At 70.3% G+C, this 16,114-nt stretch carries 11 protein-coding genes; 5 read left to right on the top strand and 6 right to left on the bottom strand.

Annotated elements, in window-relative coordinates; all coding sequences use genetic code 11:
* Window positions 1–86: 86 nt before the first annotated feature.
* The 4 genes from AC0693_RS36210 (at window position 87) to AC0693_RS36195 (ending at window position 7,140) form a co-directional block, all read left to right on the top strand.
* Window positions 87–971, top strand: a complete 885-nt coding sequence (locus AC0693_RS36210; RefSeq protein ID WP_478804234.1) for a carbohydrate ABC transporter permease — start codon at window positions 87–89, stop codon at window positions 969–971.
* A gap of 3 nt (window positions 972–974) precedes the next feature.
* Window positions 975–1,883 carry a carbohydrate ABC transporter permease gene (locus AC0693_RS36205; protein ID WP_478804233.1) on the top strand — a complete coding sequence of 303 codons (909 nt, stop codon included), beginning with the start codon at window positions 975–977 and terminating at the stop codon, window positions 1,881–1,883.
* The gene (locus AC0693_RS36200) at window positions 1,880–4,528 is read left to right on the top strand and encodes a family 78 glycoside hydrolase catalytic domain (protein ID WP_478804232.1); all 2,649 of its coding nucleotides are present in this window, start codon (window positions 1,880–1,882) and stop codon (window positions 4,526–4,528) included. Before AC0693_RS36205 ends, AC0693_RS36200 begins: the two co-directional genes overlap by 4 nt.
* 134 nt (window positions 4,529–4,662) lie before the next feature.
* Entirely contained in the window at window positions 4,663–7,140 is a 2,478-nt protein-coding gene (locus tag AC0693_RS36195; protein ID WP_478804231.1) for a glycoside hydrolase family 3 protein, read from the top strand.
* A gap of 65 nt (window positions 7,141–7,205) precedes the next feature.
* On the opposite strand, the gene AC0693_RS36190 is transcribed toward AC0693_RS36195, so the two are convergent.
* From AC0693_RS36190 to rhaI, 6 genes are all read right to left on the bottom strand, one after another.
* Window positions 7,206–7,853, bottom strand: a complete 648-nt coding sequence (locus AC0693_RS36190; RefSeq protein ID WP_478804230.1) for a LutC/YkgG family protein — start codon at window positions 7,851–7,853, stop codon at window positions 7,206–7,208.
* On the bottom strand, window positions 7,850–9,328 hold the full coding sequence (locus tag AC0693_RS36185) for a lactate utilization protein B (RefSeq protein ID WP_478804229.1): 1,479 nt from the start codon (window positions 9,326–9,328) through the stop codon (window positions 7,850–7,852). Before AC0693_RS36185 ends, AC0693_RS36190 begins: the two co-directional genes overlap by 4 nt.
* Complete coding sequence (locus tag AC0693_RS36180; protein WP_469338659.1) at window positions 9,325–10,080, bottom strand: (Fe-S)-binding protein; 756 nt, start codon at window positions 10,078–10,080, stop codon at window positions 9,325–9,327. Before AC0693_RS36180 ends, AC0693_RS36185 begins: the two co-directional genes overlap by 4 nt.
* A 73-nt stretch (window positions 10,081–10,153) precedes the next feature.
* Window positions 10,154–11,620 (bottom strand): rhamnulokinase, encoded by a 1,467-nt coding sequence (locus AC0693_RS36175; protein WP_478804228.1) that lies wholly within the window; start codon window positions 11,618–11,620, stop codon window positions 10,154–10,156.
* A complete protein-coding gene (locus AC0693_RS36170; protein WP_478804227.1) occupies window positions 11,617–13,656 on the bottom strand; it encodes a bifunctional aldolase/short-chain dehydrogenase in 2,040 nt (679 codons plus the stop codon). Before AC0693_RS36170 ends, AC0693_RS36175 begins: the two co-directional genes overlap by 4 nt.
* A 62-nt stretch (window positions 13,657–13,718) precedes the next feature.
* Window positions 13,719–14,879: an L-rhamnose isomerase gene (rhaI, locus tag AC0693_RS36165; RefSeq protein WP_478804226.1), complete on the bottom strand. Its 1,161-nt coding sequence runs from the start codon at window positions 14,877–14,879 to the stop codon at window positions 13,719–13,721.
* A 204-nt stretch (window positions 14,880–15,083) separates the two neighbouring features.
* Here rhaI and AC0693_RS36160 point away from each other — a divergent pair, with 204 nt between their 5' ends.
* Window positions 15,084–16,103, top strand: coding sequence for a LacI family DNA-binding transcriptional regulator (locus tag AC0693_RS36160; protein WP_478804225.1), 1,020 nt, complete (start codon window positions 15,084–15,086; stop codon window positions 16,101–16,103).
* Window positions 16,104–16,114 lie beyond the last annotated feature (11 nt).

The following is a 16,114-nucleotide window of genomic DNA, read 5'->3' as shown; positions in this document are numbered from 1 at the left end:
CGGCTCGGGAGCCCCGCGGCCCCACCGCCCGGGCTTCCGAGCCCCGCCGCCCGCGCCTCATCACCTCGACGAACTGGACACCACCTATGCACCGTGTACTCGGTGACCGCAGGGCCATCCTGATCCTCCTGGGCCCCGCCCTGCTCGTCTACTCCCTCATCATGCTGGTCCCGATGGTGTGGTCACTGGGCTACTCCTTCACCAAGGGCAACTCGATCGACGGCTTCTCCGGCAACGGACTGGCCAACTTCGAGCGCCTGCTGACCGACCGCGCCGTCCACGAAGCCTTGTGGTTCACGCTCAAGTTCGCCTTCGTCGTCACGATCGGTCAGGTGCTCGCCGGTTACCTGCTCGCCCTGCTGTACGTCTTCTACCTCAAGCGGGCGTCGGCGCTCGTGCGCACCCTGGTCTTCTTCCCCGTGGTGCTGCCCACCGTCGCCGTGGGACTGCTCTTCCAGAACCTGTTCCAGGTAGCCCCGCAGCCCGGACCGGTCAACTCCCTCCTGGGCGCCCTCGGACTGGAATCGGTCGACTGGTTCGCGAGCGGCGGCACCGCCTTCTGGGTGCTGATCGTGATGGAGATCTGGCGCTCCATGGGCTTCTACGCGGTGCTGCTGTTCGCCGGCCTCGTGGACATACCCGACGAGGTACTGGAGTCCGCGCGACTGGACGGGGCTTCGGGCCTGCGACTCGTACGCCACATCGTGCTGCCGCTGTCCTTCCCGGTCCTGATGTCGTCGCTGATCTTCAGCATCAACGGCACCCTGAAGATCTTCGACGCGGTCGTCGCCCTCACCAACGGCGGCCCGGGCAGCGCCACGACACCACTGACCCTGTACATGTTCCAGACGTCCTTCACCTACGGCGAATACGGCTACGGCAGCACCATCGCGCTCCTGCTGACCGTGGTGAGCCTGCTGGTGTCGCTGGTCGTCTTCCGCCTCACGCGGCGCGACCTCACGAAGGGCTGACCCATGGCCGTTGACACAACCCTGAAGTCCACTCCGCGCGGTCACCGCCGCAGCCTCCCGGCCGAAGGCCGCCCGCCGCGCCGCCGTGGCGGAGCCCGACCGTGGGTGATGCGCGTCGTCGTCGCCCTCCTCCTGGTCGTCGAGACCTATCCCCTCGTGTGGATGTTCCTCACCTCGGTCAAGTCCAACGCCGACTACCTCAACAATCCGAGCTGGAACCTGCCGACCACCTGGGAGTGGGGGAACTACACGGAGGCGTGGACGACCGGCAACATCGGCCTGTACGTCCAGAACAGCCTGATGGCGGTCGTCCCCTCCCTGGCCCTCATCCTGCTCCTGGGCACCGCTGCCGGTTTCGCCCTGCAGATCATGGTGTGGAAGGGGCGGAGCCTGACCCTGGTGGTCTTCCTGGTGGGCATGATGGTGCCCCCGCAGATGATCCTCCTGCCCCTGTTCACCATCTACTTCCAGACCGGTCTCTCGGGCACCCTGTGGCCGCTGATCCTCACCTACACGGGCACCGGACTGCCGCTCACGGTGTTCATGATGGCCACCTACTACAAGACCGTGCCCAGGGAGCTGTTCGAGGCCGCCACCATCGACGGAGCCAGCATCCTGCGCGCCTTCTGGACCATCAGCCTGCCCGTGGTCCGCAACGCGGTCCTCACCGTCGCCCTCGTCCAGTTCTTCTTCATCTGGAACGACCTGCTGATCGCGCTGACCTTCACCAACAGCCAGGACCTGCGGACCGTCCAGGTCGGCCTGCTCAACTTCACCGCCGACTTCGGTGCGACGCAGTACGGTCCGCTCTTCGCGGCGATCTGCATCAACGTCTTCGGCACGCTGGCGATCTACCTCTTCCTCAACCAGAAGGTGATGAAGGGCCTGACCGGCGGAGCGGTGAAGGGATGACGGCAGACACCACCGCCCACCTCGCCCGCCCGCCCGCGGGAAGGCCTCCCATGCCGTCGGCTCAGCCCGGTCCGGTGTCGTTCGAGCACCTTCCGGACGGCCTCGGCATCGGCGTTGCCGCACCCCGCCTGACGTGGGAGCTGCCGGCGGGCACGGGACCGCAGGACGCGTACGAACTCGAACTCGACCGCGGCGGCCACCGCCACCGCACCGCCCGTATCGACAGCTCCGAGACGGTCCTCGTCCCGTGGCCCGGCGAACACCTGGCTTCACGCGAGCGCGTGGCCGTCCGCGTCCGGGTCTGGACCGGCGACGCAGCCCGGCCGTCCCAGTGGAGCGAACCCGCCGCCGTCGAGGCGGGCCTGCTCGATCCCTCCGACTGGCGGGCCGTTCCCGTCGGTGCCGCCTGGCCGGAGGACCACGACGCCGAGCGGCGCCCGGCACGCGTCCGCAAGGACTTCCGCGTCGAGCGGCCCATCAGCCGGGCCCGTCTCTACGTCACCGCGCACGGACTGTACGAGGCCGAGATCAACGGCCGCCGCGTCGGCGACGACGCACTCGCCCCGGGCTGGACCGTTTACCCGAAACGGCTGCGCTACCGCACCTACGACGTCACCGATCACGTCGCCGAGGGCGGCAACACCATCGGCGCCTGGCTCGGCGACGGCTGGTACCGGGGCCGGTACGGCTTCGACGGCGGCACCCGCAACATCTACGGGACCGATCTGTCCCTCATAGCCCAGCTGGAGATCACCCACGACGACGGCACCACCACCGTCATCGCCACGGATGCCTCCTGGAGCGCCGCCCCAGGACCGATCCTGACCAGCGGCCTCTACGAGGGGGAGGCGTTCGACGCCCGACTCGACGATCCCGCTTGGTCCACACCGTCCGCGGCCGACATCGGCTCCTGGGAGCCGGTCCGCGTCGGGCTCCGAGACCCCCGCACCCTTGTCGCACCAGAGGGCCCCCCGGTACGCCGGACCCAGGACATCGCGCCAGTCACCATTACCCGTACCCGGGACGGCCGTTACCTTCTCGATTTCGGCCAGAACCTCGTCGGCCGCCTCCGGATCACCGCCGATGGCCCGGCCGACACCACCATCACCCTGCGCCACGCCGAAGTGCTTCAGGGCGGGGAACTGGCCACGCGCCCACTGCGCGAGGCGGTCTCCATCGACACCCTCGTCCTGTCCGGCGACGGGCCCTACACGTGGGAGCCCCGCTTTACCCTCCACGGATTCCGCTACGCGGAAGTCGCGGGCTGGCCGGGCGATCTGAGTGCCGATGACGTGACCGCCCGGGTCTACCACACCGACATGCGGCGCACCGGCTGGTTCGAGTGCAGCGACCCGCTGGTCAACCGGCTGCACGAGAACGTCGTGTGGAGCATGCGGGGCAACTTCGTCGACATTCCCACCGACTGCCCCCAGCGCGACGAACGCCTGGGCTGGACCGGCGACATCCAGGTCTTCGCCCCCACCGCCAGCTTCCTCTACGACTGCGCCGGCATGCTCGACTCCTGGCTCACCGACGTCCGCCTGGAACAACTGCCCGACGGTACGGTGCCCTGGTACGTCCCCGTCATCCCCGGCGCACCCATGTGGACGCCCATCCAGCCGGGCGCCGCCTGGGGAGACGTCGCCACCCTCACCCCCTGGGTGCTCTACCAGCGCTTCGGAGACCTTCAACTCCTGCGCAGCCACTACCCCACGGGCAGGGCGTGGGTCGACCTGCAGGAGCGCCTGGCCGGCCCGAGTCGGCTGTGGGACACCGGCTTCCAGCTCGGCGACTGGCTCGATCCCGCGGCGCCCCCGGAGGACCCCGCCGCCGGACTCACCGACCGGTACCTGGTCGCCACCGCGTACTTCGCCCACTCCGCCCGCCATCTGGCCCGGTCCGCGGCGGAACTCGGCAACGCGACCGACGCCGAGAGGTACACGAAGCTCGCCGACGACGTCGTATCCGCCTTCCGTCGCGCGTACGTCCTGCCCTCCGGCCGCATGACCAGCGACACTCCCACCGCCTACGCGCTCGGGCTCGTCTTCGACCTGCTCGCGCCCGAACAGCGCCCGGCCGCCGGTGACCGGTTGGCCCGACTCGTCCTCGACGGCGATGCCCGCATCGCCACCGGTTTCGTGGGAACGCCGCTGATCTGCGATGCCCTCACCGATACCGGCCATCTCGACGTCGCCTATCGGCTGCTGCGGCAGACCGAGTGTCCTTCGTGGCTCTACCCCGTGACCCAGGGCGCCACGACGATATGGGAGCGCTGGGACAGCCTGCGGCCCGACGGCAGCCTCAACCCGGGCGGCATGACCTCCTTCAACCACTATGCATTGGGAGCCGTCGCCGACTGGCTGCACCGCGTGGTCGGCGGCATCGTCCCCGTCGCACCCGGCTCGCGCGCACTCGTCTTCCGCCCGCGTCCCGGCGGCGACATCACCTGGGCCCGGACCCGCCATCAGACCCCCTACGGCACCGCGGCACTGTTCTGGGAACAGGCCGACGGCTCGATGACCGTGCAGGTCACCGTGCCCGCGGGCTGCACGGGAACCGTGGAACTTCCCGGCCGTCCGCCGCATGGTCTGGGTCCCGGCGAGCACACGCTCAGTACTGCGGTCGCCGGTCCGAGGGCGGCATGAGGGCGTTGCGTTCCTGATCGTCCCCGCCCCGGGGCCAGAGGCCCCACCCAAGCCGGGGCCGGCCGTGCCCTGACACACGGCCGGCCCCTCTTCACCGTCCACGACGGCCCGCACACTCGGTTCGGAGACCCGCTATGAACAGCCGCACGCCCGACTCCGCCTCAGCGGTCACGACGGATACCGCCGACACGGCCGAGCCCGTACCCGAGGTCTCCATCACCTCGCGTCTTTCCGTCGAGGACCGCGCCGGTGCTCTGCTCGCGCGCATGACCGCAGCCCAGAAGGAGTCGCTCGTACGCGCCGACTTCACCTCCCTGAAGGAGTTGGGCATCCCGGCCCTGACGATGGTCGACGCTTCCGCGGGTCTGCGGGGCGAACAGAACGTGACCGCTTTCCCCGTGCCGGTCGCCCAGGCCGCCACCTTCGACGAGGAACTGGCAGGCCGGATCGGGGAGGCCATCGGCGAGGAAGGCCACGCCAAGGGCTTCAACAACCTGCTGGGCCCCACGGTCGACCTCGTCCGGACCTGGCACTTCGGCCGCCAGGCCGAGACCCTCGGGGAAGACCCGCTGCTCGCGGGGCGTTTGGGAGCCGCCCTCACGGCCGGGATGCAGAGCCGTCACGTGACCGCGACCGTCAAGCACTTCGCCGCTTACACGCAAGAGGCCGGACGGCTCTCCATCGACACCCACGTCCCCGAGCGGGCCCTGCGCGAGATCTACCAGGCCCCGTTCCGCCACGTCCTGGCGGCGGTCCCGTACACGTCGGTCATGCTGGCCTACCCGAAGATCAACGGTACGTTCGCGACGCAGAGCCCCACACTGCTCTCGGACCTCAAGGACGGCCTCGGACTGCGCGGTTACACCGTGCCCGACTTCTGGGCCGGTGACGACCAGATCGCCGCGGTCCGGGCGGGCATGGACCTCGCGGGCCTCGGACCGGTCGGAGTGAAGATCCCTGCCGGTGGCCTGACGGACGGCTCGATCCCCGCAACCCGGCTCGACGACGCCGCGCGCCGTATCCTCGTCACCCTCTTCGCCACCGGCCTCTTCGACCACCCCGTGACGGAACCGGCCGCCGATGTCAGTACGGCATCTCACCGAGCGCTCGCCGTCGAGGCCGCGGTCTCAAGCACCGTTCTGCTGACCAACCGCCGTCCGGCGCTGCCCCTGCCGACCACGATGACCTCCCTCGCCGTCATCGGCCCGGCCGGCACCGACGCCTTCACCGGCGTCAGCGGGTCCACCTACGTCGACCCCGGCGCCTGGACCACACCCCTCAAGGCCATCCGCGCCCGCGCCGACCAGGAGGACCTTCTCGTCACGCATGCCCAGGGCACCCTCGGGGACCTGCCGCTCGCCGTCGTCCCGCAGACTTCCCTGCGCACCGCTGACGGGTCCTCCGGGCTGGACGGCACCTACTACGCCGGTCCCGACGCCTCCGGCACCCCCGTGCTGAGAAGGACCGACGCGACGGTCGACTTCGCCGTCACACCGGACGAGGGCCTTCCCGAGATCTGGTCCGCGACATGGACCGGCACGCTGGTGCCCGCCGCCGACGGCCTGCACCGCTTCTCACTGCTCCCCGCCGGCACCGCGAAGCTGACGATCGACGGCGTCACCGTCGTCTCGGGCACCCGGCACTGCCGCCGCTTCTTCCTCGGCACCTACGACTACCCCCTCCAGGGCGCCATCGAGCTGACCGCGGGCCACCCGGTCACCGTGGAGCTGGAGTACACCAACGCCACCGCGGAGACCGGTACGTGCGGTCTGACCCTCGGCTGGCAGCCGGACTCCCTCATCCCGGCCGCCGTGGAGACCGCGCGCGCCGTCGACGCTGCCGTGGTCGTCGTCAACCGGATCGCCGGCGAGGACATGGACCACCACCAGCTCGACCTGCCAGGTGACCAGAACCAGCTGATCAGCGCCGTCGCCGCCGTGAACCCGCGCACCATCGTTGTCCTCAACACCGACGGCCCCGTGGCCATGCCCTGGCTCGACGACGTAGCGGCCGTCCTGCACACCTGGTACGGCGGCCAGGGCATGGGCACGGCGCTCGCCCGGATCCTCTTCGGAGACACCGACCCCGCCGGCCGGCTGCCCTTCACCTTCCCCGCGGCTCCCTCGCAGGGGCCGGGCACCGCGCCCGCCTCCTACCCCGGTACCGGCGGCGCCGTCTCCTACGACGAGGGAACCGCGGTTGGCTACCGCTACTACGACGCCGAGGGGCAGCAGCCGCTGTTCCCCTTCGGCCACGGCCTCTCGTACACGTCCTTCACGTACGGCTCCCTGGCCGTCGCTCGCGGCGGGCACGAGACGGGCACCACCGTCTCGGTCACCCTCACGAACACCGGCTCGCGGCCGGGCACCGAGGTCGTCCAAACGTACGCCACCCTCCCCGAGGCCGCCCAAGCCGAGCCGCGCCGCCTCGTGGCCTTCCGCAAGATCACCTTGAAGGCGGGGGAGTCCACGCGCCTCACCTTCACCGTCCCGGACCAGGACCTGACCGTGTGGGACTCGGGGACCTGGTCCCTCACCCCCGGCACGTACAGCTTCGCTGTGGGCAGCTCGTCGAGGAGCCTCGCCGGAGAGCAGACCGTCCAACTGGGCTGACGAACGTCCCCGAGTACATGTGGACGCCCCCTCACCCGGTGAGGGGGCGTCCACATGTATGTGCGTCAGCGCCCACCGAGCAGCACCACCTCCAAAGCGCGGGGGCCGTGCACCCCCTCGACCCTGTCCAGCTCGATGTCGCTGGTCGCGGAAGGCCCCGAGATCCAGGTGAGCGGCCGGGCCGGATCGAGCCGTTCGAGGGCCTGGGGGAGGGAGGAGACGACCTGCTCCGGGACGCGGACGACGCACATGTGATGGTCGGGCATCAGCGTGATGCGACGGCGCCCCTGGTCGGGGGAGCCGTCCAGGACCAGGGTGCCTGTCTCCGCGATGGCCACGGCGCATCCGGTCACGACGCTGTCGACCTTCTCCAGTTCGTAGACGCTGCTCGCGGCCCGATCACGGACACGGGTCACCTCGCTCGCCCGGAGCCAGTCCGCCGGCAGCCCCGGTGGAACCAGGACGCTCCGCGCACCGCGCTCGGTGAGCAACCGGGCGAGCAGGGCCGGCAGACCGTCGGCATCGGTGCGGTGCACCACGGCCCGGTACTCGCTCAGGTTCTCGGCGAGGAGCCCGGCGGTCTCCTCCCGGGTGCGCGTCCCGTGTACGCGCAGATAGTCGCGGGCGACGGCATCCGCGTACTCGTTGTCGCCGGCGGGCACGTCGGCCAGCGCCCGCCGGATGCGGCCGAGAACGATCTCTCTCCTGCTCACTGCGCCTCTCCCTTTCCACCGTTCGTACGCTGCCACCAGTCGCGGAAGGGCTCCGCCGGCATCGAGGGAAGATCCCGGCTCGCCGACCAGGCCCGTCCCGGGCCCGGGAGCGTACGGGGATGGAGGCGGCGGGTGCGGGCAGCGAAGCGCTGACCGGTGCGCAGGACGCCCGGGCTGCCCAGCACCCAACGGGCCGCGCGCATCGCCGCCCGCTCCGCCGCGTGTCCCCGGGCGGGCCTGAGGACGACCTTCTCGCCGCGGGTAACCGCCGGGCCTCCCTGGGCGACGCGCTCCCGCAGGTGGACCAGGACCTCGGGGATGTCGATGGCGACCGGGCACACGTCGTAGCAGGCGCCGCACAACGAGGAGGCGTAGGGCAGCGAGGCATCGATCTCGGAGGTGGTGCCGCGCAGTTGGGGGCTGAGGATCGCACCGATCGGCCCGGGATAGACGGAGCCGTAGGCGTGGCCGCCGGCCCTCTCGTACACCGGGCAGACGTTGAGGCAGGCGGAGCAGCGGATGCAGCGCAGCGCCTGGCGGCCCACCTCGTCGGCGAGGGTGTCGGTGCGGCCGTTGTCGAGCAGCACCAGGTGGAAGGCGGTCGGCCCGTCGCCGTCGATGGTGCCGGTCCATGTGCTCGTGTACGGGTTCATGCGCTCGGCGGTCGAGGAGCGGGGCAGGGTCTGGAGGAAGACCTCCAGGTCCCGCCAGGTCGGCACGACCTTCTCGATGCCGACGACGGAGATGAGGGTCTCGGGCAGCGTCAGGCACATCCGGCCGTTGCCCTCCGACTCGACGACGACGAGGGTGCCGGACTCGGCGACCATGAAGTTCGCCCCCGAAATCGCGACCTTCGCGCGCAGGAACTTCTCCCGCAGGTGCAGTCTGGCCGCCTCCGCGAGCTCGGTCGGCTCGTCCGTGAGACCGTCCGGTGCCGGACGGCCCCATTTCCCCATCGTGTCCTGGAAGATGTCGCGGATCTCGCCGCGGTTGCGGTGGATGGCGGGGACGAGGATGTGCGAGGGCCGGTCGTCGGCGAGCTGGACGATGAGCTCGGCCAGGTCGGTCTCGTAGGCCTGGATGCCCTCGGTCTCCAAGGCCTCGTTGAGGCCGATCTCCTGGGTGGCCATCGACTTGACCTTCACGGCTTCGGTCTCGCCGGTGGCCTTCACCAGGTCCGCGACGATCCGGTTGGCCTCGGCGGCGTCGCAGGCCCAGTGGACGATGCCACCGGCGGCCGTGACGGCTTCCTCCATTTGGAGGAGATAGCGGTCGAGGTGACGGAGCGTGTGGTCCTTGATCTGCTTCCCCGCCTCCCGCAGGGCTGCCCAGTCCTCGAGTTCGCCGACGGCGCGGGCCCGTTTGTCGCGGATGGTGTGGGTGGCGTGCCGGAGGTTGGCACGCAGCCGCTCGTCCCCGACGGCCTCACGGGCTGCTTTCGGGAACGCCGGCATTCCTACGAAGGTTCCGCTCACAGCGTGGACCTCTCTTCCGTGCTCGCGAGGATCTCCGCGATGTGGACCGGCCGCATGTCCACCTTCAGCCGGGACATGGTCCCGCCGAGGTGCATCAGACACGAGTTGTCCGCCGCACAGAGCGCCTGCGCGCCCGTCGACTCGGCGTTGCGGATCTTGTCGGCACCCATCGCGGCCGAGACGTCGGCGTTCTTCACCGCGAAGGTGCCGCCGAAGCCGCAACACTCGTCCGCACCCGGCAGCTCGACCAACTCCAGGCCCTTGACGGCCCGCAGCAACCGGTACGGACGCTCTCCCAGCCCGAGGCTGCGCAGCCCGTGGCAGGTGGGGTGGTAGGTGACGGTGTGAGGGTAGTACGCGCCGACGTCCGTCACTCCCAGCACATCCACGAGGAACTCGGTCAGCTCATACGTCGCGGGGACCACGGGGGCAAGGGTGGTGGACAGGGTCCCGCCGCGGCCCTCGGCCCGCGCCCGTTCGCCCATGCGCGGGTACAGCTCGCGCACCATCGCGGCGCACGACCCGGACGGTGTGACGATCGCGTCGTAGCCGGTGAACACGCGGGCGAAGTGCAGGGCGAGCGGTTCGGCCTCGTGCCGATAGCCGGTGTTGTAGTGCGCCTGCCCGCAACAGGTCTGGGCCATGGGGAAGTCGACGTCGACGCCCAGCCGGGTCAGGAGCTTCACCACCGCCTTGCCGGTGTCGGGGTACAACGTGTCGTTCAGACACGTCAAAAAAAGGGCGACACGCATGGTGCTCCTTCGTAGCGACTGCTGGACTGCGGATGGGCGCGGGGGCACTTCGACGCGCGCCCGCCCGCAGGGATCAGAGCGGGGTGATCCGCTCGGCGGCGGCTGCCCAGGCCGCTTGGTCACCGGTCGGTTCGTAGCGGGCCAGGGGCTGGGTGCGCGCCAACAGCTCCCGCATGCCCGCGCGATCGCCGACGAGTCCCTGGGAACGTGCCTGTACGAGCACGTTTCCGAAGGCCGCCGCCTCCGCCGGACCGGCCACTACCGGCAGCCCGCACGCGTCGGCCGTCAACTGGCACAGCAAGGCGTTGCGTGCTCCTCCACCCACGATGTGGATGACGTCGACCTCCCGGTCGGCGAGGCGCTGTACGTCCCGCACGGCCGTACGGTGGGCGAGCGCCAGGGAGTCGAGGATGCACCGGGTCGTCTCGGCGGGTGTGCGCGGCACCGGCCGGCCCGACCTTCGGCACGCCTCGGCAATGCGCTGCGGCATCCGGCCGGGGGCGAGGAAGGCGGGGTCGGCGGCATCCACAACGGAAACGAGGCCCGGAACTTCCGCGGCGGCTTTCAGCAGCGGAACGAGACCGGTGTCTTCCCATTCCCGCATGCACTCCTGCAGGAGCCACAGCCCCATGACGTTGCGCAGGTAGCGCACGGTCCCGTCGATCCCCAGTTCGTTGGTGAAGTTCGCGCGGCGGCTTGCTTCGGTCAGGACGGGCGAGTCGAGCTCCAGGCCGACCAGCGACCAGGTGCCGGTGCAGATGTAGGCGAAGCGCTCGCCCCGCGCTGCGGGGACGGCGACGACGGCCGAGGCGGTGTCGTGCGAAGCGACCGTGGTGACCGGCACGGGACCGGTCACTCCCGTGGCGTCGAGGACCTCGGGCAGCAGGAGGCCCGCGGGATCGCCGGGACGCCGCAGGGGCGGGAACAGGCTGAGGTCGATGTCCGTGGCATCGGCGACGGCGTACGACCAGCTCCCGGTGCGCGGGTCGAGCAGCTGGGTGGTGGAGGCATTGGTGAGCTCGGTCCCCTCCTGGCCCGTCAGCCAGTAGGAGATCAGGTCCGGGATCAGCAGGAGCCGCCGTGCGGCGGCCAACTGCGCCGTGCCGCGGGCGGCCGTCAATTGGTACAGGGTGTTGAAGGGCGCGTACTGAATGCCCGTCCGCGCGTACAGTCGCTCGGTCGGTGTCGCCGACCACACCTTCTCGGGGACTCCGTCGGTGCGGGCGTCCCGGTAGTGCACGGGATTGCCGAGCAGGGCGCCGTCGTCGTCGATCAGTCCGTAGTCCACGGCCCAGCTGTCGATCCCGACCGAGGCGAGGCGTCCGCCCGTGGTGGCTCCGGCCGCGCGCAGTCCGTCGAGGACGCCCGCGTACAGCCTGAGGATGTCCCAGTGCAGCGTGGCACCGGCGCGCACCGGCCGGTTGCGGAAACGATGTGCCTCGGTCAGTTCAAGGGTGCCGGGGCCGACGCGGCCGACCATGACGCGCCCGCTGGACGCGCCGAGGTCGACCGCGGCGAACGGCTGCGGCTCCGTGCTCATCGCAGGAACGCGGCGGGGACGCCGGCGTCGACGGGGATGTGCAGGCCGGTGGTGTGGCTGAGGTCACCACTGGTAAGCACGAGCACTGCGTTCGCGACGTGCTCGGGCAGGACCTCGCGCTTGAGAAGGGTGCGCTGGGCGTAGAACTCGCCGAGCTTCTCCTCCTCGATGCCGTACGTGGCGGCCCGCTGGGCTCCCCAGCCGCCGGCGAAGATCCCCGAGCCCCGGACGACACCGTCGGGGTTGACCCCGTTCACGCGGATGCCGTGCTCTCCGAGCTCGGCGGCGAGCAGGCGGACCTGGTGTGCCTGGTCGGCCTTGGTGGCGGAGTAGGCGATGTTGTTCGGGCCGGCGAAGACGGCGTTCTTGGACGCGATGTAGACGATGTCGCCGCCCAGGCCCTGGTCCCGCATGATCCGTGCGGCCTCGCGGGAGACGAGGAAGGAGCCGCGGGCCATGATGTCGTGCTGGAGGTCCCAGTCCTTGGCGGTGGTCTCCAGGAGCGGCTTGGAGATGGAGATGCCCGCGTTGTTGACGACGAGGTCGACGCCGCCGAAGGCGAGCACAGCCTCCTGGAACGCGCCGGTGATCTGCTCCTCCGAGGTGACGTCGACGCGGACCGCCACGGCCCTGTCGGGGCCGCCGAGCTCTTCGGCGACGGTTGCGGCGTTGTCCTCGTTCAGGTCGGCGACCACCACGCAGGCCCCCTCCGCCGCCAGCCGGTGGGCGATCGCCCGGCCGATGCCGCTGCCCGCGCCCGTGACCAGCGCGATACGGGTGGCCAGCGGCTTGGGTGCGGGCATCCGCCGCAGCTTGGCCTCCTCCAGCTCCCAGTACTCGATGCGGAACTTCTCGGCCTCGTCGATCGGCAGGTAACTGGACACGGCCTCCGCGCCGCGCATCACATTGATCGCGTTGACGTAGAACTCGCCCGCCACGCGCGCGGTCTGCTTGTCCTTGCCGAACGAGAACATGCCGACACCGGGCACCAGCACGATCGCGGGATCCGCACCGCGCAGGGCGGGGGAGTCGGTGGTGGCGTGGCGCCGGTAGTAGGCGGTGTACTCCTCGCGGTAGGCGAGGTGCAATTCACGCAGGCGGGCGACGGCCTCGCCAAGGGGTGCGGTGGGCGGCAGGTCGAGGACCAGGGGCCGTACCTTGGTGCGCAGGAAGTGGTCGGGGCAGGAGGTGCCCAGCGCGGCCAGTCTCGGGTGCTCGGCGCGGGCGACGAAGTCGAGTACGGCCTCACCATCGTTGAAGTGCCCGACCTGCGCCCGGTCCTGGGAGGCGATGGCCCGGATGTGCGGAGCCAGGGCGGCGGCCCGGGCCCGGCGGTCCTCCTCAGGCAGCGGCTCGTATCCGCTGATGACCGGCCCGAACGGCGCCGGCCGCCCACGCTCGCCGAGGAACTGCTCGGCGGTACGGATGATGTGCAGCGAGTTGCGCCGGCACTCCTCACTGGAGTCGCCCCAGGCGGAAATGCCGTGGCCGCCGAGAACACAGCCGATGGCCTGCGGGTTCGCCTCCTTGACGGCGGCGATGTCCAGGCCGAGCTGGAAACCGGGCCGCCGCCAGGGCACCCACACCACCGCGTCGCCGAAGCACTCGGCGGTCAGCTTCTCACCGTCCGCCGCACAGGCCAGTGCGATGCCCGAATCCGGGTGGAGGTGGTCGACGTGCGCGGCGTCCACCAGGCCGTGCATGGCCGTGTCGATGGAAGGCGCGGCCCCGCCCTTGCCGTGCAGGCAGTAGTCGAAGGCGGCCACCATCTCGTCCTCGTGCTCCACGCCGGGATAGACGTACGCGAGGGCGCGCAGCCGGTCGAGGCGCAGGACGGCGAGCCCGTCCTCCGTGAGGGTGCCGAGGTCGCCCCCGGAGCCCTTGACCCACATCAGTTCGATGTCGCCGCCGGTGACGGGGTCGGTGGAGGTGCCCTTCGCGGAGGTGTTGCCGCCCGCGTAGTTGGTGTTGCGCGCGTCCGCGCCGAGCTGGTGAGAGCGCTGCAGCAGAGCGGCGGCTTCGGGGTGCAGAGTCATATCGCTACGTGTCCTCAGGTCCGTGACGGGGGATGGAGTGGGGGTACGGGCGGCGGCGGGGCTCACGCACCCCAGCCCGCCTGCGCGCCGCCGACTCGCTCGGCGGCGGTCTTCTGCGCCCAGCCGGAGCGGTGGTACGCGCCGACCGGGTCGGCGTCCAGGCCCAGCTCTTCCCGGACCTCTGCGAGCAGGGGCCGCACATCGGTGTTGTAGGCGTCCATGAGGACCGCATTCGCAGCCAGGACATCGCCGGAACGCTGGGCCGCGGCCAGCGCGTCCCGGTCGACGAGGAGGGCCTTCGCGGTCGCCTCCTGCACGTTCATCACCGAGCGGATGATCGCGGGGATCTTCGCCTCGATGTTGTGACACTGGTCGAGCATGAAGGCCACGTCCGGAGTGAAGCCGCCGCCGCGGATCACCTCGTACATGATCCGGAAGAGCTGGAAGGGGTCCGCGGCGCCCACCATCAGGTCGTCGTCGGCGTAGAAGCGCGAGTTGAAGTCGAACGCGCCGAGCTTCCCCTCGCGCAGCAGCGTCGCGACGATGAACTCGATGTTGGTGCCCGGTGCGTGGTGCCCGGTGTCCACGACCACCTGCGCCCGCTCGCCCAGCTTCAGGCAGTGCGCGTAGGCGGTGCCCCAGTCCGGTACGTCCGTGGCGTAGAAGGCGGGCTCGAAGAACTTGTACTCCAGAAGCATCCGCTGGTCCTCGCCCAGCCGGCCGTAGACCTCGGCAAAGGCCTCGGCCAGACGGTCCTGGCGTGCGCGGATGTCGTCCTGGCCGGGATAGTTGGTGCCGTCCGCGAACCACAGCTTCAAGTCCCTGGACCCGGTGGCGTCCATGATGTCCACGCACTCCAGGAGGTGACCGACCGCCTTCTTCCGGACCTTCGGATCGGGGTGACAGACGCTGCCCAGCCTGTAGTCGTCGTCCTGGAAGACGTTCGCGTTGATCGCGCCCAGACGCAGTCCGCGCTCGGCCGCGTCCGCGGCGAGAGCCCCGTAGTCGTCCACGCGATCCCAGGGGATGTGCAGGGCGACGCTCGGCGCGGCCCCGGTCAACTCGTGGACCTTGGCGGCGTCGTCGAGCTTCTCCTGCGGGGTACGGGGCACCCCGGGCTGGGAGAAGACCTTGAAGCGGGTGCCGGAATTGCCGTAGGCCCACGACGGCGTCTCGATGGCCTGGGTCTTCAGGGCAGCCTTCACGGCGGCGTGGTCGGTCACTGGGCGCTCCTGCGGCATGAAGATGAAATGAAACGATTCAATTACTTGCTCGGGACGCTAAGAGCTTGCCCGGGTGCCTGTCAAGCCTGCTCGTGTCGCAGGGCGGCGGGCTCGCTGTGGCTGCTGTGGGAGGTGTGGTTAAAACGATTCATCCATTAACCTGGAGGTTCGCTGTCAGCTCGTACTGCCTGGAGGTCTGGGCCCATGGCCCCATCGGTGGGGATCAAAGACGTCGCCCGTGCTGCCGGGGTCTCCGTGGGAACCGTCTCAAACGTGATCAACCGCCCGGACTCGGTCTCCGAAACCACCAGGCTCCGGGTGCAAGCCGCCATCGACCGGCTCGGCTACGTACGCAGCGAGTCCGCACGCCAGCTGCGCGCCGGTCACAGCCGCATCCTGGGTCTGCTCGTCCTCGACATGGCCAACCCCTTCTTCGTCGACATCGCGAAGGGTGCCGAACGGGCCGCGCGCCGGGCGGGACTGGGCGTCATGGTGTGCAACAGCGGGCAGAGCCCCGCCGAGGAAGCCGAATACCTCGCGCTCTTCGCGGAGCAGCGGGTGCGGGGCGTGCTCCTCACACCCGCCGATGCCAGTGGCCGCAACCTCGAGGCGTTCCGGCGGCACGGCATTGCCTTCATCGTCGTCGACCGGGTCGCCGAGGGCGCCGACCAGTGTTCGGTCTCGGTCGACGACGTGGTCGGCGGGACCCTGGCCGTACGCCACCTCATCGATGGTGGGCATCGATCGATCGGCTACGTGTCCGGGCCCGAGGAGCTCAGCCAGGTCAGGGACCGGCGCACCGGAGCATGGAGCGCGCTGACCGAAGCCGGCCTGGCACGGTCGGCGCTGTTCGAGCTGCCGGCCGGAAGTCTCGACGTGGCCGCGGGCCGGGACGCGGGCTCCCGCTTCCTGGGCCTGTCCGACCGGCCGACCGCGGTCTTCTGCGCCAACGACCTGCTGGCCCTCGGATTCCTCCAGACCATGTACGCCGCCGGCGTGCGGGTCCCCGACGACGTGGCCATCGTCGGCTACGACGACATCGAATTCGCCGCGGCGGCCGCGGTTCCGCTGACATCCGTCCGGCAGCCGGCCGTCATGATGGGCACGATGGCGGCCGAGATGCTCCTCGAGGAGACGGGTGAGGCCGGGGCCGCACATGAGCACCGGCACATCGTCCTGCAGCCTGAACTGGTGGTGCGCGGCTCCTCTCTGCCCTCACGGTGATACGGAACCGG

Source organism: Streptomyces sp. NPDC043876 (assembly GCF_056435825.1).
The sequence above is the reverse complement of the archived record's forward strand: the minus strand, read 5'-3'. Positions and strand labels throughout refer to the sequence as shown.

Bases quoted from the DNA above. Each gene is read 5' to 3' on its own strand.
- AC0693_RS36210 (WP_478804234.1), top strand. From the start codon at position 87: ATGCACCGTGTACTCGGTGACCGCAGGGCCATCCTGATCCTCCTGGGC.
- AC0693_RS36205 (WP_478804233.1), top strand. From the start codon at position 975: ATGGCCGTTGACACAACCCTGAAGTCCACTCCGCGCGGTCACCGCCGC.
- AC0693_RS36200 (WP_478804232.1), top strand. From the start codon at position 1,880: ATGACGGCAGACACCACCGCCCACCTCGCCCGCCCGCCCGCGGGAAGG.
- AC0693_RS36195 (WP_478804231.1), top strand. From the start codon at position 4,663: ATGAACAGCCGCACGCCCGACTCCGCCTCAGCGGTCACGACGGATACC.
- AC0693_RS36180 (WP_469338659.1), bottom strand. From the start codon at position 10,080: ATGCGTGTCGCCCTTTTTTTGACGTGTCTGAACGACACGTTGTACCCC.
- AC0693_RS36175 (WP_478804228.1), bottom strand. From the start codon at position 11,620: ATGAGCACGGAGCCGCAGCCGTTCGCCGCGGTCGACCTCGGCGCGTCC.
- AC0693_RS36170 (WP_478804227.1), bottom strand. From the start codon at position 13,656: ATGACTCTGCACCCCGAAGCCGCCGCTCTGCTGCAGCGCTCTCACCAG.
- AC0693_RS36160 (WP_478804225.1), top strand. From the start codon at position 15,084: ATGGCCCCATCGGTGGGGATCAAAGACGTCGCCCGTGCTGCCGGGGTC.